The 18054-nt window shown below is 73.0% G+C and carries 15 protein-coding genes; 4 read left to right on the top strand and 11 right to left on the bottom strand.

The genetic code is table 11. The features are described from left to right. The first annotated feature begins 136 nt into the window (after positions 1-136). Positions 137-1387: a M14 family zinc carboxypeptidase gene (locus tag AOJ26_RS11730; RefSeq protein WP_053848186.1), complete on the top strand. Its 1251-nt coding sequence runs from the start codon at positions 137-139 to the stop codon at positions 1385-1387. Between the two features lie 28 nt (positions 1388-1415). On the opposite strand, the gene AOJ26_RS11725 is transcribed toward AOJ26_RS11730, so the two are convergent. The 3 genes from AOJ26_RS11725 to AOJ26_RS11715 all read right to left on the bottom strand — a co-directional run bounded on the left by AOJ26_RS11725 (position 1416) and on the right by AOJ26_RS11715 (position 3892). Next, positions 1416-1841, bottom strand: a complete 426-nt coding sequence (locus AOJ26_RS11725) for an SSI family serine proteinase inhibitor (RefSeq protein ID WP_053848185.1) — start codon at positions 1839-1841, stop codon at positions 1416-1418. Beyond that, entirely contained in the window at positions 1838-3202 is a 1365-nt protein-coding gene (locus tag AOJ26_RS11720; RefSeq protein ID WP_053848184.1) for a M14 family zinc carboxypeptidase, read from the bottom strand. The genes AOJ26_RS11725 and AOJ26_RS11720 overlap by 4 nt, the downstream gene beginning before the upstream one ends. A gap of 138 nt (positions 3203-3340) precedes the next feature. Further along, positions 3341-3892, bottom strand: coding sequence for a DUF1707 and FHA domain-containing protein (locus tag AOJ26_RS11715; RefSeq protein WP_053848183.1), 552 nt, complete (start codon positions 3890-3892; stop codon positions 3341-3343). 173 nt (positions 3893-4065) lie between these two features. Between AOJ26_RS11715 and treZ the strand changes: the two genes are divergently transcribed. Continuing rightward, positions 4066-5811, top strand: coding sequence for a malto-oligosyltrehalose trehalohydrolase (gene treZ / locus AOJ26_RS11710; protein WP_053848182.1), 1746 nt, complete (start codon positions 4066-4068; stop codon positions 5809-5811). 46 nt (positions 5812-5857) lie between these two features. Here treZ and AOJ26_RS11705 read toward each other — a convergent pair whose 3' ends face one another. From AOJ26_RS11705 to AOJ26_RS11695, 3 genes are all read right to left on the bottom strand, one after another. After that, entirely contained in the window at positions 5858-6802 is a 945-nt protein-coding gene (locus AOJ26_RS11705; RefSeq protein ID WP_053848181.1) for an aminoglycoside phosphotransferase family protein, read from the bottom strand. 47 nt (positions 6803-6849) lie between these two features. Continuing rightward, positions 6850-7974 carry an aminopeptidase P family protein gene (locus tag AOJ26_RS11700; protein WP_053848180.1) on the bottom strand — a complete coding sequence of 375 codons (1125 nt, stop codon included), beginning with the start codon at positions 7972-7974 and terminating at the stop codon, positions 6850-6852. A 115-nt stretch (positions 7975-8089) separates the two neighbouring features. Then, positions 8090-8713 carry a LysE family translocator gene (locus tag AOJ26_RS11695; protein WP_053848179.1) on the bottom strand — a complete coding sequence of 208 codons (624 nt, stop codon included), beginning with the start codon at positions 8711-8713 and terminating at the stop codon, positions 8090-8092. A gap of 129 nt (positions 8714-8842) precedes the next feature. Here AOJ26_RS11695 and AOJ26_RS11690 point away from each other — a divergent pair, with 129 nt between their 5' ends. Beyond that, entirely contained in the window at positions 8843-9595 is a 753-nt protein-coding gene (locus tag AOJ26_RS11690; RefSeq protein WP_107092825.1) for a metallophosphoesterase, read from the top strand. 21 nt (positions 9596-9616) lie between these two features. On the opposite strand, the gene AOJ26_RS11685 is transcribed toward AOJ26_RS11690, so the two are convergent. Together AOJ26_RS11685 and phsA are read right to left on the bottom strand one after the other, a co-directional pair. After that, on the bottom strand, positions 9617-10207 hold the full coding sequence (locus AOJ26_RS11685; protein WP_053848177.1) for a PDZ domain-containing protein: 591 nt from the start codon (positions 10205-10207) through the stop codon (positions 9617-9619). A gap of 221 nt (positions 10208-10428) precedes the next feature. Beyond that, positions 10429-12297: an O-aminophenol oxidase PhsA gene (gene phsA / locus AOJ26_RS11680; protein WP_053848176.1), complete on the bottom strand. Its 1869-nt coding sequence runs from the start codon at positions 12295-12297 to the stop codon at positions 10429-10431. A gap of 165 nt (positions 12298-12462) precedes the next feature. Between phsA and AOJ26_RS11675 the strand changes: the two genes are divergently transcribed. Then, positions 12463-13668 carry a hypothetical protein gene (locus AOJ26_RS11675; RefSeq protein ID WP_234358532.1) on the top strand — a complete coding sequence of 402 codons (1206 nt, stop codon included), beginning with the start codon at positions 12463-12465 and terminating at the stop codon, positions 13666-13668. A 299-nt stretch (positions 13669-13967) separates the two neighbouring features. Here AOJ26_RS11675 and cyc2 read toward each other — a convergent pair whose 3' ends face one another. The 3 genes from cyc2 to AOJ26_RS11660 form a co-directional block, all read right to left on the bottom strand. Next, positions 13968-16127 carry a germacradienol/geosmin synthase Cyc2 gene (gene cyc2 / locus AOJ26_RS11670; RefSeq protein WP_053848175.1) on the bottom strand — a complete coding sequence of 720 codons (2160 nt, stop codon included), beginning with the start codon at positions 16125-16127 and terminating at the stop codon, positions 13968-13970. Between the two features lie 129 nt (positions 16128-16256). After that, on the bottom strand, positions 16257-17042 hold the full coding sequence (locus tag AOJ26_RS11665) for an ABC transporter ATP-binding protein (protein WP_053848174.1): 786 nt from the start codon (positions 17040-17042) through the stop codon (positions 16257-16259). Between the two features lie 56 nt (positions 17043-17098). After that, a complete protein-coding gene (locus tag AOJ26_RS11660) occupies positions 17099-18028 on the bottom strand; it encodes an ABC transporter permease (protein WP_078959852.1) in 930 nt (309 codons plus the stop codon). Positions 18029-18054: the final 26 nt, after the last annotated feature.

The following is an 18054-nucleotide window of genomic DNA, read 5'->3' as shown; positions in this document are numbered from 1 at the left end:
CGGTCGGCACCTACGGTCCTGCCTGCTGCCGTTGAATGCCTCCTGGCGCCCCCTGGAGGCTCCCCCCAGGCGTTCTTGACACCTCAACCGGACCGTGGGGTACTGCGGATTGCGAGGCCGGTCGGACGTGTCGGGGGTGAGTCTCCTGCCGGAACTGCGCTACCCCACGGTGACCGAACTGGTCCGGTCCGCGCGGGCGTCGGCCGCGCAATGGCCCGGCGTCTGCACGCTGCGGCAGGTGGGTGTCTCGCGCGCGGGCAGGCCCCTGCACGTACTGTCGGTCGGCCATGCCCGCAGAGCCGTCCTGGTGGTCGCGGGCGCCCATGCCAACGAACCGACCGGCGGCCCCGCGGCCCTGGCGGTGGCCCGCCGGGTGCTGGCCGAGCGGGAGTTGCGGGCGGACACCTCCTGGCACTTCCTGCTGTGTGCGGATCCCGACGGGGCGGGCCTGCACGTCACCCCGGCGCCGCGCAGTCTCTTCGACTACCACCTCGGCTTCTTCCGGCCGGCCGGGGCGGAGCAGCCCGAGTGGGCGCCCGCGATGCTGCCGTCCGACCGGCTGCCGCCCGAGACCCGCGTCCTGACCGGGCTGATCGACGAGCTGCGGCCCTATGTCCAGGTGACCCTGCACGGCACCGACCTGGGCGGGAGCTGGGTGCAGTTGACGAAGGACGTGCCGGGTGTCGCCGAGCCGTTCGCCAAGTCCGCGGCGGAGCTGCACATTCCGGTGGAGACCGGTGCCTCGGACGCGGCGGGCTGGCCGGCGTCCGGGCCCGGGGTGCATGTCATGCCGGCGCCGGGCGCCGGGGCGGCGTACCCGAGCATGCCGGACGACGCGCGGCGCAGCACCTGGTACCACGCGCACCGCTACGGGGGTCTGACCGCGGTGGTCGAGGTTCCGATGTGGGCGAGCGACCTGGTGGACGATCCGGCTCCGCATCCGGCTCCGGCGGCGGCGATGCGGTGGCTGGCGGGCCGGCTGCTGGTCCAGTCGCGGGCGGTGGAGCGGGTGCTGACGGACGCGCTGCCGCGTCTGGAGGGCGCCGGCGGGCCGTTGCTGCGGGCCGCCACCTGGGGTCTGGGGCTGGTGCCCGGGCTGGCGTCGGACTGGGTGCGCACCCGTCCCGCCGACGACACGCGGGCGTACATCGGCAGTGTGGACGCGTTCTCCCGCCGGCTGCCGCTGCGGGCGGCGGCCATGCTGCTGCGGGTCCTCCGGGAGAGCGACGACCGTGCGGCCCCGCGACTCGAACGGCTCGTCAGGGCGTGGAGCGATTCCTTCGCGGAACGTTTCGGGGCCCGCTGGGTGCCGTTGGAGCACCAGATCGAGCATCAGGCCCGCACGGTCGTGACGGTGGCGCTGCACGCGCGCGAGCGGGCGGGGTGACCCCGGACCCCGCCGCGCGGGACGTGGGTCAGCCGTCCAGGGCGAAGACCGCTCCGGTCCGCGCCCTCATCACACAGCCGTTCGAGAAGGTCTGCCGGTATTCGACCGGTCGGCCGTCCCACTGCCCGCGGGCCTGGACGGTGACCGGCGCGTAGAGCATCGGGCAGTAGACGTCGGCGAGCGGGAGGGCGTCGATGTGTCCGTCGACGGCGTCCAGCTGGGCGCAGGCCTCGGCGGCACGGCCGTGGCCCTGGGGCGGGTCGCACAGCAGGAGGGTGCCGCGGGTGTCGCTGGAGCGGCCGTCGCCGGTGGTGACCATGAGGTAGAGGTGGTCGTCGCCGGGGAAGGACCGGGCCGTCGCGGGGGCCGCGGCGGCGAGGAGGAGGGCGGTCGCCGTCGTGAGACCCAGGTGTGCCGCTCGCCGTACCGCTGTCGCTGTGATCGTGTGCGTCATTCCCGGTGCATCGGCACGGCGGCCTCGGATCCCCACCCCGGCTCACCCGAACGGGAGCACACGGGCGCGTCCCGAGCGGCGAGTTCGAACGCCGAGAGCACGACCCGGGACTGGTACTCGATCTGGCGCGGGACCGGGATCCAGCGGGCGCCGCAGCCGTCGCGGTAGTCGGCGCACCACAGGTCGACGAGCCGGTCCAGTTCCGGCAGCGCGCCGGCGGGGTCGGTGCCCGCGCGGGTCACGAGCTGGTGCAGGAGCCCGGCCGTGCGCAGGGCGAGGCGCCGTCCGGCGATGCGCAGCGCGGCCAGGTGGCCGGTGCTGAGCGGGGGCATCGGGCGGCCGCCATCGGTGACGTCGGGGTCCCAGGCGTCGGCGAGTCCGGGGCAGACCAGTAAATAGTCCTCGACCGGGGCGAGCAGCCGGGCCGCGTCGGGGGCGGCCGAGACGTGCGGGCGGATCCGCGCCAGGACGCCCTCCAGGAGCCGAGCGTCGCAGCGCAGGGTGTGGCTGACGGTGCGCAGCACGGCGGGCGCGTCCGCGGGGGTACCGCCGTCCTCCACGGCGGCCACGCCCCACATGGGCGCCTCGACGACGGCGGTCACGGTGCCGTGCCGGTGCGGGTGGTACCAGGTCGACTCGACGGCGGCCTCCGTTATGGCGGCGGCCAGGTCGCCGCGGCGGGGCGGCGGGATCCGGTAGACGGCGGGGCCGAGGGAGGGCCAGTAGAGGGTGTCGTACGGGCCCAGCTCGCGCGGGATGCGCAGCCGGGCCGCCGTGTGGGCGACGCGCCGGGCGAGGCCGGGCAGGTCGCGGGTGAGTTCGACGAAGCCGCCGCCGACGTCGACCCCGTGCAGGGAGCACTGGAGGAAGGGCCGCAGTTCGTCCTGGAGGGCGAGCAGGGTGCGGGTCTCCGGAAGCGCGGCGGCGTCGGCGCCGTCGGGCAGCCACTCCGGCTGCTCGCCGAATCCCGGCCGGAAGAAGTTGCGGAAGTAGCGGCCCAGGGAGTACGGGCCGCGCAGCCAGCCCTCGTTGCGGCGCAGGCCGTCGGGGTCGAGGCAGAGCAGCAGGTTCCAGGTGGCGTCGGCCTCGACGGTGAGCCGGGGGTCGGCCAGGGCGCGCTCGGCCAGCCTGAGGACGGTGCCGCCGCCCACGGGCTCGTTGGCGTGCGGGCCGGCGACGACGAGGGCCTGGCGGCTGCCGTGGCCGACGGAGAGCAGCCACAGGGGGTGTCCCGCGCGGGAGGTGCCGGCGCGGCGCAGCCGGGCGTCCTTCGGATGGCGGGCGACGAGCGCCGCGGCCCGTGCGCCGAGCTCGTCGACGGTCGGGTAGCGGAGGAGGGGCGGCAGGGCACACCTCCACAATGTGGTGCCGTCGGTTCACCTGGTGTGCATGGTGTACGCACAGTCAGTCACGAGTTGGGGGGTACGTCAACACCGTGCGGCGGAAAGGATTTTGCACCGCGACCACACGTAAAGCCCAGGCCAGAGGTGAGGTTGGGCTCAGTTGACCGCGAGCCGGAAGGCCATCCGGCCGAACCCGACCTGGTCGCCCTCGCGGACGACGGCGGCGCCGATGACCCGCCGGCCGTTGACCGTGGTGCCGTTCGTGGAGCCGAGGTCGCGCAGGACCCACATGCCGCCCTGACGGGTGAGTTCGGCGTGGACGCGGGAGACGGTCTCGTGGGTCAGCCGCAGGCCGTTCGCCGGGTCGCGGCCGATGCGCAGCGCGTGGCCGCTGCCGGGGTGCGGCAGCAGCAGCTTGGGCAGACGCTCGGCCTGCCAGGCCCTGCGCAGCTTCACGGTGAATCCGGAGACGGCCTCGACGGTGCCGAAGACCAGTCGGGAGACGCGGCTCTCCTGGGGCAGGTCCGCGGTGAGCACGGCGAGTTCGTCGGACCGGCGCGCGAGGAGGGCCAGTTCCATGCGGCGCACGAACGTGTCGTGCGACAGCCGGCCCATGGCGACGCCGTCACGGAGCACCTTCAGCACCTTGTCGCGCTCCGCGTCGGACAGCCGCGCGGGGTACGTGTTGAACTCGAAGGACGACGTCACGTTGGTGATTGTCGGGCAGTGAACCCCGGGTGTCCAGAAAACGAGACGACGGCCGCCTCACGCGCGTATCCGACGACACCCGCCGCAAAGGGGCGGATTCCCAGGCGGATTGATCGCGTTTGAAGCACCATGGACGGGCTACATCACGGTGAGCAGACGAAGGGGAACCGTCCGTGCAGTTCGAGGTGTGGGCACCGCAGGCCGGCCGTGTGACGCTCCATTGCGGAGGCGCCACGCACGCGTTGGAGCGTGATCCGGAGCGCTCGGGATGGTGGTGGGGCGAGGCGGAGGCCGAGGACGGCACCCGGTACGGCTTCGCGCTGGACGACGGCCCCGTGCTGCCCGACCCGCGCTCGCGGCGGCAGCCCGACGGCCCGGACGGACTCAGCGCCGTCGTCGACCACGAGCGGTACGCCTGGCGCGCTCCGTGGACGGGCCGTGCCCTGCCGGGAGCGGTCCTCTACGAGCTGCACGTGGGCACCTACACCCCCGAGGGCACCCTGGACGCGGCCGCGGACCGTCTCGGCCACCTCGTCGAACTCGGCGTCACCCACGTCGAGTTGATGCCCTTGTGCCCCTTCCCGGGGCGGCACGGCTGGGGTTACGAGGGCGTCTCCCTGTGGGCGGTGCACGAGCCCTACGGCGGTCCCGAGGCCCTGAAGCGTTTCGTCGACCGGGCGCACGAGGTGGGCCTCGGGGTCGTCCTGGACGTGGTGCACAACCACCTGGGCCCCTCGGGCAACTACCTGCCCGCCTTCGGACCGTACTTCACGGACACGCACCACACGCCCTGGGGCTCCGCGGTCAACCTGGACGCCCCCGGCTCCGACGAGGTGCGCGCGTATCTGCTGGGCAGCGCGCTGTCCTGGCTGCGGGACTACCGGATCGACGGACTGCGCCTGGACGCGGTGCACGCGCTCGTCGACACGCGCGCCTGCCACTTCCTGGAGGAGCTGTCGACCGCTGTCGACGACCTCGCCGCCGAACTGGACCGTCCGCTGTTCCTCGTCGCCGAGTCCGACCTCAACGACCCGCGGTTCATCACCCCTCGCGCCGAGGGCGGTCTCGGGCTGCACGCGCAGTGGAACGACGACTTCCACCACGCCCTGCACACCGCGCTGACCGGCGAGTCCCAGGGCTACTACGCCGACTTCGCCCGCGCCCCCCTGGCCTCACTCGCCAAGACCCTCACCGGCGGCTACTTCCACGACGGCACCTACTCCAGCTTCCGCGGCCGCAGCCACGGGCGCCCGCTGGACCGTACGCGCGCGGCGGCACACCGGCTGCTCGGCTACTCCCAGACCCACGACCAGGTCGGCAACCGCGCCCAGGGCGACCGGCTGGCGGCGTCCCTCTCCCCCGGCCTGGCCGCCTGTGCGGCGGCGCTGGTGCTGACCGCGCCCTTCACGCCCATGCTGTTCATGGGTGAGGAGTGGGCGGCGAGCACCCCGTGGCAGTTCTTCACCGACCACACCGATCCCGAGCTCGCCGAGGCCGTACGCCGGGGCAGGCGGCGGGAGTTCGCCGAGCACGGCTGGGCCGAGGAGGACGTGCCCGACCCGCAGGACCCGGCGACCCGCGACCGCTCCTGCCTGGACTGGTCCGAGCTCGGACGCGAGCCGCACGCGCGGGTGCTGGCCTGGTACCGCCGGCTCCTCGCGCTGCGGCACGAGCAGCCGGACCTCACCGACCCCGACCTCGCCGACACCCGGGTCGCCTACGACACGGACCAGCGCTGGCTCGCCTTCCGCCGCGGGGACGTCCGGGTGGCCGTGAACCTCGCCAAGTCACCGGCGGCGATCCCTCTGGGGCCTCGCGAGGCCCGTGTGCTGGCGGCCTGGGAGCCGGTGGAGGCGCCGGGGCCGGACGGGGTGCTGCATGTGCCCGGGGAGTCGTGCGTGGTGCTGTTGCAGGCGTGACCTCACGAGGTTCCTCCCGCGCACGAAGAAGAGCAGGTGGAGACGTCTACAACTCCGCGTCGTCCGTCTCCTCGTCCCGCAGCTCGGTGACGCGTTCCAGGAGGATCGCCTCCCAGGCCCGCCGCAGCCGGGTGCGCAGGAGCGGCAGGGGCTCGGCGGCGCGTCCGTCCAGGCCCGCGGCGAGGCGGATCACGGTGTCGCAGCGGGCGAGCCACAGCCCGCGCAGACAGGGCCTGGCGCCGTATCCGGCGAGGGTGGCGGCGCGCACCGCGGCGGGTGAGCCGACGGCGAGCGCGAGGCCCGCGATGTCCTCGGCGGGGTCGCCGACGACCGTGTCGGTCCAGTCGAGTACCCCGCGCACCCGGCCGTCCGCGCTGATCAGGAGGTGTTCGCCGGTCAGGGAGTGGTGCACGAGGACGGCGCTGCCGGGCTGCGCGGCGAGCTGGACCGCGGCCGGCGAGGTGAGCTGCTGGAGGCGGGCCGGGTCGAACTCGTCGGCCGCGCGCAGGCGTTCGGCGGCCCGGCCGGCCTCGCGGCGCAGTGCCTCCAGGGAGCGCGGAGCGACGCGGGGGACGCCGAGCGCCTCGGCCTGCCGTACCGGTACCTCGCGCAGTCCGGTGAGCAGGCCCGCCAGGTCGGCCTCGCCGACGGCGGACACGTCGTGCTCCTCCGCCGAGCCGCCGGGGACCAAGGTGTCGAGCGTGCAGGCGAGTCCGGGCGCCCACTCCCCCTGCGCCACGCTGGTCGGCACGGCCACCGGCACGTGCGGGCGGACCAGGTCGCGCAGCCGCAGTTCACGGCGTCTGCGGGTGGAGGCTTCGCGGTCGGGGGCCAGGCGCAGGACATGGCGGGTGCCGATCCACCAGGTGGTGTGCCGGCCGTCGGTGACGGGCCGGACCTCGGGCCCGCCCGTGTCCGGGGAGCTGTCCTTGAGCAGGGAACGGACCAGCCGGCGGACCGTGTCCGCGGTGGGTGTCGGTGCCTGGGTCATGGTCGCGCCGTAGTCGCTCGAAGGGTGGAGGGGCTCCTGGGTCCGGGTCAGTCCACTATGACCATCTCGCGGGTGGTGTCGTTGAGCCGGCGGCCGCCGTTGTCGGTGACCGTGACGATGTCCTCGATGCGTACCCCGAAACGGCCCGGCAGATAGACGCCGGGCTCCACGGAGAAGCACATGCCGGGGACGAGGGGCTGTTCCTCGCCCTCGATCATGTACGGCGGTTCGTGCGTGGTGACGCCGATGCCGTGCCCGGTGCGGTGGATGAAGTACTCGCCGTACCCGGCGTCGGCGATGACCGCGCGGGCGGCCCGGTCGACCTCCTGGCAGGGCACACCGGGCCGTACCGCCCGGAAGCCCGCCTCCTGCGCCGCGCGCACGAGGTCGTGCACCCGGCGCTCCTCGTCGGTGGGTTCGCCGACGTGGACCGTGCGGGAGGTGTCGGATCCGTAGCCGTCCTTGAGGCCGCCGAAGTCGAGGACGACCATGTCGCCGCGTCCGATGACCCGCTCCCCCACCTCGTGGTGCGGGTTGGCGCCGTTCGGTCCCGAGGCGACGATGGTGAAGTCGACCTGGGAGTGGCCGAAGCGGCGCAGCAGGTCGGCGAGGTCGGCGGCGACCTCCGACTCCCGGCGCCCGCCGAAGCGGACCTTCCGGATCTCCTCGAAGGCCGCGTCGGCGGCCGCTCCCGCGGCCGCCAGCAGTTCCAGCTCCGCCGCGTCCTTGACGGCGCGGAGCATCGGCAGGGCCTCGGTGAGTGAGGCGTACGAGGTGCCGGGCAGGGCCTTCTGGAGGCCCAGCAGGTGCATGGCCCAGGCGTTGTCGCTGATGCCGAAGCGGCCGCCGGCGTCCAGGAGGGCGGCGGTGGCGGCGTAGGGGTCCTTGCCGTCGGTCCAGTCCCGCAGGGTCAGGGCGCTCGCGCCGGCGGCCTTGGCGGCGTCCGGGGCCTCCAGGGTGGGCACGACGAGGACGGGGTCCTGTCCCGGTGCGAGGACCAGCAGGGTGAGCCGTTCCGTGGCGGCGGTGGGCGCGTAGCCGGTGAGCCACACCAGGTCCGGGCCGGGAGCCACCAGGAGTCCGGCGAGTCCGGCCTCGGCGGCCGACCGTGCCGCGCGCTCCATGCGCGCCCTGTAGTCGTCGGCGGCGAAGGGCGCTGCGGTGCCGGTCATCAGGGCCTCCCTGGGCGGGTGATGGTCTTTGGGCAGCATCCTGCCCGGACGGCGAGGGGCGCGCGAGCCGGTCGACGTGTCTTTCCGACGGACCGGACGGGGCGCCGGGCGTACGTCAGCTCTCCAGGGCCATGCGGACGCCGAGGAGCAGCAGGACGCCCCCGGAGACCTGTTCCAGTTTCCGGCGCACGCCCGCGCGGGACAGGACGGTCCGCAACCGGCCGACGAACCACACGTAGAGGCCGTAGTAGCCGATCTCGTAGACCGCCCAGAGCGCGGCGAGCCCGATCATGGTGGGCAGGTGGGGGGCGCCTTCGGGCACGAACTGCGGCAGGAAGGACATGGCGAAGACGGCCGCCTTGGGGTTGGCGAGGTTGAGCAGCAGTCCCACGCGGTAGGCGGCCCAGCCGGTCCTGCCGGTGCTCTCCCAGGTGCCGTCGTCGGTGGCCCCCTTGGCGCGGCGCGCCTGCCGCAGGGCCTGGACGCCGAAGGCGACGAGCACGACGGCACCGACGATCCGCATCACGTCGTAGGCGATCTCCGAGGCCGTCAGCAGCGCGGTCAGGCCGAGCGCGGCGACGACGCCCCAGAGGAACACGCCGGTCTCGTTGCCGAGCACGGTCAGGAAGCCGGAGCGCCTGCTGTGCAGGGACTGCTTGATGATCAGCACGGTGCTCGGGCCGGGTGACGCGGCGATGAGGGTGCAGGCCCCCAGGAAGGCGAGGAGCGTGGTCGGCATGGGCTCATCGTGCCGTCGGCGGCCGGACCCGACCAGTGGTTTTCCGCCGCCGACCGACGCGAGCCACTTGATCGAGCATCGCTTCTAATGCTTGGATCAATGCAAAACATTAGACGAGGGGGGTACGTCGTGCTCGTGCTCGCACACATCAGCGATCTGCATCTCGACGGGACCGCACGGGCGACGGAACGCGCCGAACGGGTGCGCGACCGGCTGTGGCAGTTGCCGGGACAGGTGGACGCCCTGCTGGTGACCGGTGACATCGCGGATCACGGCGCCGAGGCCGAGTACGAGGAGGCCGCGCGGATCCTGGGCCTGCACGAGGGCGACCCGCCGTTCCCGGTGCTCACCTGCCCGGGCAACCACGACAGCCGCGCCCCGTACCGCAAGGCCCTGCTGCGGCAGCCGGCGTCCGAGCGACCGGTGAACACCGTGCGCGTCTTCGACGGCGGGGCGGTACTGATGTGCGACTCCAGCATCCCCGGCAGCGACGAAGGGGCGCTGGACGAGGAGACGTACGACTGGATCGAGGCGACCCTCGACGAACTGGACGGGAGTCTTCCGGCGCTGCTGGCCTTCCATCACCCGCCGGTGGCGCTGCACCACCCGCTGCCCGACTCCTACCGGTTGCACGACCCCGGGCGGCTGGCCGCGCTGCTGGAGCGGCGGCCCCGGATCGCCGGCCTGATCACGGGCCACGCGCACACGCCCGCTGCGAGCGTGTTCGCCGGGCGGCCCCTGGTCGTCGGGCCCGGGGTGACCTGGACGCTGCGGCTGCCCTGGGAGGGCGAGCGGATCGCGGACCGGGACGCGCCGGTGGGCCTGGCCTTTCACGTGCTGGACGAGGGGCGGCTGACCACGCACTTCCGGGTGGTCACATGAGCACGAACACGGGCCGAGGGCTCAGACGACGACTCCCGGTACGGCCGTGAGCTGCTGGTAACCGCCGCCGCGGTGGCGGACCGTCAGCACGACCTCGCGGCCGGCACGGGCGTGCGCCACGGCGCGCGCGAGGTCGTCGGCCGTGTCGATACGGGTCCGGCCGAAGGCGAGGAGTACGTCGCCGCGGACCAGGCCCGCCGCGAAACCCGGGCCGGGGACATGGACGCCGACCACCAGCGCGCCCGTTTTCTCCGCGTCCACGGCCTCCAGACCGAGAGTCGCTGCGGCGGGCCCCGGCGCGGGGGCCGTGGTGGGCGCCGCGGACGGCAGTGCGGGGCCCGGGTGCGCCGAGGCGGACGGGCCGCCCAGGTGCGGCGCCGCCTGCCGCCGGAGTTCGGCGAGTTTGCTCATGCCGATCACGGTGGCTCCGACGGTCCCGAGTCCCACCCCCGCCAGGACCAGGACGACCGCGACGAACAGGCCGAACAGCAGGGTCGTGAGCCGGCGTCCGCGCCGGCGCGCGGCGTGCGGGCGCCGGGCCGGCCCGGACTTCCCGCCCCCGCCGGGCTCCTGACCGGGCATCGGCTTGGGACGCAGCGCAGTCTGTTCCATGGATCGCCTCCGGCTCGATCACCACCGGCTGGTGTCTACCCGGCGCACCGGCGCGCGACGAGCCACGAACGAGTGAGACTGACGGGTGGTCAGGAACGGGAAGCGGCCGGAACGGGCAGGTCCGCGAAGTCCGCCGCCGCCCGGGGCAGCGGGAACAGCCGCGGTGAGCACGCTCGGCGCGGGGCACGTCCGTCCGTGTGACCTGCCCCGCGCGGAGCGGGTCAGCCGGTGTGGCCCTCGCCGTGGCCGCCGTGCGCCCCGCCGTGGTCGAACTTCAGGGCCTCCGGGGGCAGGACGACGAAGGGCCGCATCATGCCCATGTCCTCGTGCTCCAGGAAGTGGCAGTGGTACATGAAGCGGCCGTACGCCCCGTCGAACTTGCCCATGATGCGCAGCATCTGGTTCCCCGGGACCCGGTAGACGTCCTTGTAGCCGAGCTCGTTGGGTGCGAGCGGGATCGTCCTGGACGGGTCGAAGGTGATCGGGGTGCGGGTGCCGCCGACGGTCGCGTCGAAGCCCGTCACCACGTACGGGTCCCGGCCGAGCGCCTGGAAGTCGGCCAGGTGGATGTGCATCGGGTGCTGGATGGGCGCGAGGTTGAGGAAGCTCCACTGCTCGTGGCTGCCCTCGGCGATGGTGAAGCCCAGGCCGTCGTTGAACGTCCTTGCCGTGCGCCGGTACGTCCTGGTGGTGCCGTCCGCGCCGGTGACCTGGATGATCCCGTCGGCCGGGAACTGGATGCCGCCGGCGTCGGCGACCTCGGTCATCTCCCAGATCTCCGGGTGGCCCCCGGAGCCCTTGGTGCCGGGTGGGGTGAGGACGATCAGACGGTGGCCGTGCGGGATGTCGTGCGTGTACCGGCGGAAGGAGCCGGAGAGCACCTCGGGCAGCTCGAAGGTGTCCGGCTCGCAGTCCTCCCGGACCCGGAACTCCATGACCGCCGGGTAGCGCACGCCGCCCGCCGGGTCGGGCACGCCCGCAGGCTGGTTCGGACCCTTGTTGACCAGGCGGAGCGTGCGGCCCGCGAGGGCGCGGAAGTCGACGAGCAGGTCGAAACGCTCGGCGGGGGCCGCGGTCAGGGTGGGCAGCGCGCCGTCGAAGTCGATCGGCACCGGCCGCGGCAGCAGCCCGCCGTCGCTGCCGATCTGGTGGACGATCCCCGGCACCGGAGTGTCGTCCTCGTCGAGGAGCACGAGGTCGTAGATGCGCGCGTTGGAAGCGTTGACCAGCCGGAAGCGGTACCAGCCCGCCTCGACGTCGGCGTACGGCCAGATGCGGCCGTTGACCGTGGTGTAGGGGCCGGCGAAGGGGAGGGTGACCGGCTTGCCCGTCTCCGGGTTCTTCTCCTGGACGATGAGCGTCTTGTGCAGCAGCCGTCCGTTGAGCCGGCCGTCCTCGTCGGTGTCGAGGTTGCGGTCGGCGAGCAGCAGCGGGATCTCCCGGTCGCCGCACGGGAGCCGGAGGGCGTCCTCCTCGTCGTCGCGGACGAGGTAGGTGCCGTACAGGCCCGCCATCACGTTCCACCGGGTGATGTTCATGGCGTGGTCGTGGTACCACCACTGCACCGCCTGGTGGTCGTTCGGGTACTCGGAGAGCTGGGCGTCTCCGTGGCCGACGGCGTTGTCCGCCCAGCCGTCGTTGCCGCCGCCCGTCTGCGCGCCGTGCAGATGGGTGACCGACCAGGCGGGCAGGGCGGCGACGTCCTTGTTCGGTTCGACGCCCTCACGGCCGGGCAGGGTGGGCGAGGCCGGCGGCAGCACCTCGACGGAGGTGACCGGGTACTCGCTGCCCTTCGGGATGCGGTTGGTCCAGGCGATGCGGACGCGCTGTCCGCGCCGCACCTCGATGGTCGGGCCCGGCACCTGGCCGTCGTAGCCCCACATCAGGGTCGGCGGTAACTGCGGGTGCAGGCGCACCCAGGTCGGGCGCAGGGCGATCTCCGTCTCCCGCAGCACGTCGCCTGAGGCGGGACGCAGGACGGGCGGGACGGGCAGCGGTGCCACGTACGGCGTCAACTCGCCCGGCGCGGCCGACTCGCCCTGCCGCGGGCCCTGGTCGCTCTCGGTGATCCTGTCGATGATCTCGGTCAAGGTCCGAACACCCCCGTGTGTTCTGTTGACTGTTCCCCGTACCTCGACAGACTCCTGACGCCTCCGTGAAGTTCCCTGAATGCCCCGTTCCGGACGGGAAAGTTGTGAAACGGCATACGGAACAGCGAAGTCCCGTTGTCAGTGGGGGCTGTTACGTTCCGTGACATGACCGATCACGCCCTGAGGCTGCTCCGGCAGGACGCCCGACTGGCCGCACTCGCCGAGTTCCCCTTCAACTTTTCCCTCGCCCGCGCCGAGCACGGCCATGTCGAGCCGGTCCGTCTCGCCTCGGGCGGCCCGCTGGAGGCCGTGGCGGGCGACGACACCGGGGGCACGTACTTCGTGTGCGGGGACGGCTCCGTGCTGTACGCCGACTCCGAGGGCGGAGCCGGAATCATCGGTTCCGGTGTCGACGAGGCGCTGGAGATACTGATCGGACTGCCCGGGTGGCACGACTGCACCCGGCTGTCCCCGCAGGACGGCGAGGAGGGGATCCTCGCGTACGTCGCCGAGGTGGAGCGGGAGATCCGCGAGGAGTGCGGGATCTCCCTCGACGCGGAGCGCGCCGAACTCCGTGCCGCCCTGGGCTTTCCCGAGCGCTCACCGGTGGAGCTGGTGCGCATGCTGCACGCCGCCCTGGCACGCACGGAGCCCGGCTTCGTCCTGCTCGGCGCGGAGGAGGGCGGCGCCTACGACCTGATCGGGCCGCCCCCACCGCCCGTGTGGGAGCCGGTCCTCGCGACGGGCCGCGGGGATCTCGCGGCCCTGCGCGCGGGTGACACCGCGGTGTGGGAGGCGATGGCCGCGGATGCCGTACGGCGTCGACTCGCGCTGCGCGCCGCACAGTTCGACCGGCGTGAAGGTGACCTGGAGCTGCTGCGGCGGCTGCTGCGGTACGAGACGCGGTCGTCGCTGACGGATGAACTGCGGCTGGCCGCGGTGCTGGTGGGTCTGCACGGCCGGGCCGAGGACCTGCCGCTGCTGGACGAGGTGCGGGAGACGGACTTCGACACGGCGTGCGGGCTGAGCGAGATACCCCGGCCCGGAGCGGACCCGGCCGAGCTGCGCCGGTGGGCCCAGGACACCGACCGTCTCTTCTTCGGCACGGACCCCGCCGACGAACCGCTGTGCACCTGGACCGATCTGGCGCTGGACCAGGATCTGACCGACCTGGCCCTGGTCGCGCTGATACGCCGGTTCGACGCGATCGAGCTCGACCAGAGCCTGTTGCGCCGGTCCGACGACCCGAGCAGCCTGGACACCGGCGAACTGAGCGCTCTCGCCGACGACTTCGAGCGGCTCGGCGAACCGGTCCAGGCGGAGCGCGCACGACGCCTGTACGCGGCGCTCCAGGACCGCCCGCGGCACTGACACGGACGGTCGGGGTCGAAGCGCTCCGAAGGGCCGGCCGGTCGGGCCACCCGCCCTGCGGTCGTCGCACCGGGCGGACGGGCGATCCCCGTTCCGGCGCGGCCACACGCGGGCGAGGAGCCCGGTCGTCGAGACATCCCAGGCGACCGGGGGTCCGACTGCCGACGTACCGAGCCAAGTCCCGGCCGCCGGACCGCCCGGCTGAGCCCCCCTTGCCGGCCCGCCGAGGCAGGCCCGGCTGTCGGTCTCGCCCCCGAAGGGGAGTCCGGGCGCCGGTCCGCACGGGTGAGACCCGGCTGTCAGCCGGCCAGGGGGAGCGCTGGGGGGCGGTCCGGGAGGAAGCCGTGGGTGCGGCGGGCCAGGTGTTCGGCCTTGTAGCGGTCGACCGTGCGGTGCCAGTGCAGGATGCCGGCCATCCAGTGCTGGAGGTCGGTCACATAGCCGCGCATGACCTCGCGTGCCTCCTCCGAGAGCCCGAAGTCGTCGTACACGATGGGCAGTTCGTGGGCGGCGACGTGTTCGAACTGCTGCATGCGCTGGGTGATCAGGTCGTGGACGACACTCAGCGCGGTCGGATAGTCGATGCCGAAGAAGTTCTGCACGACGAGGATCGAGTTGTGGATCTCGCCCTCGTACTCGATCTCCTTCTGGTACGAGAAGACGTCGTTGAGCAGGCACGCGTAGTCGACGGCGGCGTTCTCCAGGGAGCGCACGGGGCCGCTGCGGTAGACCTCCGGTGGGACGGCTGGGCCGTGGCCCATGCGGCACATGCTCATGGTGAGGTCGGAGCCGAACGTGGCGCGCCGCATCTCCAGGTAGTCCACGGGGTCGGGGACGCGGTGCTGGATCTGGTTGGCCAGCTCCCAGACCCAGCTCTCGGTCATCACGTTCACGGCGTCCTTGAGGGTGCGCCGCTGGTCGGGGGTCATCTGGGCCGTGGTGCGGGCCCACAGGTCGATCAGACCGCGTTCCATGGCGTTGGCGGGGACGAGTGTCTGCTCGCCGTCGAGGGGCATGCAGTCCGACAGCCGCCGGGTGGTGAGCCGGGCGGCGGCGAGGTCGCGGCGGCCGCCGTAGACGAGCGGGTAGTAGTCGTCGCCGTAGGTGCCCCAGGCCAGCCAGTGCGAGCTCAGGTCCAGGGCCTCGGGGCTCGCGTCCGGGTCGATGCCCGCGGCGCACAGGGGGAGGTCGGCCGCGGCGAGCTTGTCCTCGTCCCAGACGCCCTCCTGGAGCATGCCCATGCGGTGCGTCCACTCGACGAGACGGGGGCGGGCGCCGGGCAGGTGGGGGCTGTGCTCCACCTGGAACGGCATGTAGAAGTCGGGCAGCAGGGACGGGCCGACCTTCTGGAACGGTACGTGCGTGTGGGCCCGCAGCCGCTCCGCGCCGGCCGCGGCGAGCAGGGCGCCGACGTCGGCGGCCGAGGTGCCGCGGCCGGTCAGGGTCTGCCAGGGGGGTGTGGTGTCGGCGCGGGCGTTCATGTAGCGGCTGGAGCGCATGTGCCATTCGTGGCCGCCGGACTGCCAGTCCTGAAGGCCCTGCGTGTACTTGGCGACGGCGGTCACCTCGGCCGGCGACAGTCCGTGCTCCAGGGCGAGCGCGGGGACCTCGGTGAGGGCGGTGTGCTCGAACTGGTGGAGGCGGGAGGTGAGGACGTCGTTGACGGTGTCGGCGGCCTCCTGCGTGGTGCAGCCGAAGAAGGTCTCCAGGACGAGGACGCCGTTGCTGAGTTCCCCCTCGTCCTCGACCTCGCGCTGGTAGGAGAACAGGTCGTTGCGCAGGTGGACGGCGTCGGAGAAGGTCTCCATCAGCACGCGCAGGGGGCGTGACCCGGCGACGGCCGCGGGCACTTCGGCGGTCGCGTACTCCACGAGGCCGGCCGACCAGGGGGCGCCGCCGACCTTGCGGCGCATCTCGATGTACTCGACGGGGTTGGCGATCCTTCCCTCGTTGATGTTCGAGAGCTCCCACAGGGACTCGTTGAGCAGATGTTCGGTGGCTACGGCGAAACGGCGGCGCCAGTCGGCGGACATCGACGGCACGGTCCGCGTCCACAGGTCGGCGAGGCCCGCCTCGACCGGGTTCTGCGGCTCGGGCATCGGGGTCGACAGGTCCATCGGCATGAACAGGGGCAGCCGGTCGAGATAGGCCTTGCCGCCGGCGCGGTCCTGCGTGCGCTTGAAGGTCTCCAGGAAGTGGTCGTCGAAGAAGAACACCCACACGTACCAGTCGGTGATGAGCGACAGGGCGGGGCCGTCGCAGTCGGGGTGTGTGTAGGCGCAGAGCAGGCCGTAGTCGTGGGCGTCGAGGTCGGACTGCTCCCAGATCCCGGACCCCTCCAGCATGCCCATCTCGCGTGCCCACACGGTCGAGTGGGCGCGGGCCTCGTCGACGTGCGGGTTCAGTCGCGCGGGGTACGGCATGTAGAAGTGCGGGAGTTCGAAGGGCTGCTGCGTCATGTGCCGGGCCCTACCCAGGGCTCTCCGCGGCCATCCGCCGGGGCACACATGATCACACCATCGCGTGAATCCGGATCGAACTCGGGAGCTCCCGGCGCGCGTTGCGGCGTTGGGAGGGGCGGGAGGAGTTCAGCGGTCCTGGCCTTCCCTGCCGTTGTCCCGCGCGCCCTGTTGGCGGACCGCCCGCCCGACTTCCGCCCGCAGTGCGACGAACTCCGGCAGTCCCCGGGTGGCGATCTGGTCGCGTTCGCCGGGGAGCCGGACCGGCAGATCCAGGACGATCCGGGAGCCGGGGCCCGGGGAGAGGACGACGACACGGTCGCCGACGTAGACGCTCTCGTCGATGTCGTGGGTGACGAACACGATGGTCGTGCCGTCGGTGCGGTGGACCTCCAGCAGCAGGTCCTCCAGGTCCTCGCGGGTCTGGGCATCGAGGGAGCCGAAGGGCTCGTCCATGAGGAGGAGGGTGGGGCGGCAGACGAGGGCACGGGCGATGGCGACGCGCTGCTGCATGCCGCCGGACAGCTGCCAGGGGTGGCGGCGGGCGGCACCGGACAGGCCGACGCGGTCGAGGATGCGGTCGGCCTCGGCACGCCGTTCGGCGCGGGCGAGGCCGCGGCGGCGCAGGGGCAGGGCGACGTTGTCGCGGACCGTGAGCCACGGGAAGAGGGAGCGGCCGTAGTCCTGGAAGACGACGGCGAGGCGGTCGGGGACGCCGGCGACCGGGGCGCCGTCGATGGTGATCGTGCCCTCGCGGACGGGGAGGAGCCCGGCGATCGTCCGCAGCAGTGTGGACTTGCCGCAGCCGGACGGGCCGACGACACAGAGAAGTTGACCGGCGGGGACGGTGAGGGTGATGTCGTGAAGGACCTGGTGGCCGCCGTAGTGCTGGCCGACGGAGGAGAGGTGGAGCATGCGGTCGGTTCCCTGTTCCCGCGTCCGGGGCGCGTGCCTCTGGTGGCTGCTGCGGCTCATGTGGCCCTCTCCCTGCCGGTCAGCCGCTTCTCGACCGCCAGCAGGCCGGTGTTGAGCAGATAGCCGAGGGCGCCGAGCAGGACCAGGGCCGCCCATACGGTGAGCAGGTCCGAGCGGGTCTGGGCCTCGGTGAGTGTGAAGCCGATGCCGTTCGCGGTGCCCGGCAGCAGTTCCGAGAACACCATGAGGATCAGGGACAGCGAAAGGCTCAGGCGCAGGCCGGCGAAGATGCGGGGCAGTGCGGAGGGCAGGACGAGGAACCACAGGCGTTCGGCGGTGTTCAGACGCAGGACCGCGGCGACGTCGAGGCGCAGCGGATCGGTGTTGCGGACGCCGGCCGCGGTGTTGACGAGCACCGGCCAGACGGCGCTGAAGGTGATCGAGGCGATCTGCATCGGGGTGCCGAAGGCGAAGACCACGACGAAGACGGGGACCAGGGCGGGAGGCGGGACGGCCCGGGCGAACTGGAGGACGGGGTTCGCCAGCGCGTACGCCCGCCGGGACCGGCCCACCGCGACTCCGAGCACGATCCCGGCGACGGCCGCCAGCGCGAACCCGGCGGTCATCCGGCCGAGGCTGGGGAGGATGTCGTCCACGGCGGCCGCGCTGAGGAACAGGTGCCGGGCGGGCCCGTCGAACCACAGCTCGTGCACGTGGCGCGCGATGCGGTCCGGGGGCGGGAAGTAGACGCTGCCGCGAGCGCGGGTGGCCAACTCCCACACACCGACGGCCAGGACGAGAACCAGCCAGCGGAGGAGTGCGGGGTGAGCGGCGACGGCACCGGGGTGACGTGCGCGGGACCCTCCCGACGGCGGCGCCGACGAGGACGCACACGACCCCTCCGACTCCCCCTCCGCCGACGAGGCCGCACACCAGCCGGGCGCCTCTCCGCCCGGCCGCGAGGGGAGCGAAGGTGACGCGCGCACCCCGGGCGACTCCCCCGCCCCCGTCC

This window comes from Streptomyces sp. NRRL B-24085, assembly GCF_001282115.1.
Classification (GTDB): Bacteria; Actinomycetota; Actinomycetes; order Streptomycetales; family Streptomycetaceae; genus Streptomyces.
Note: the sequence above shows the minus strand (reverse complement) of the source record. Positions and strands in the feature narration are given on the sequence as shown.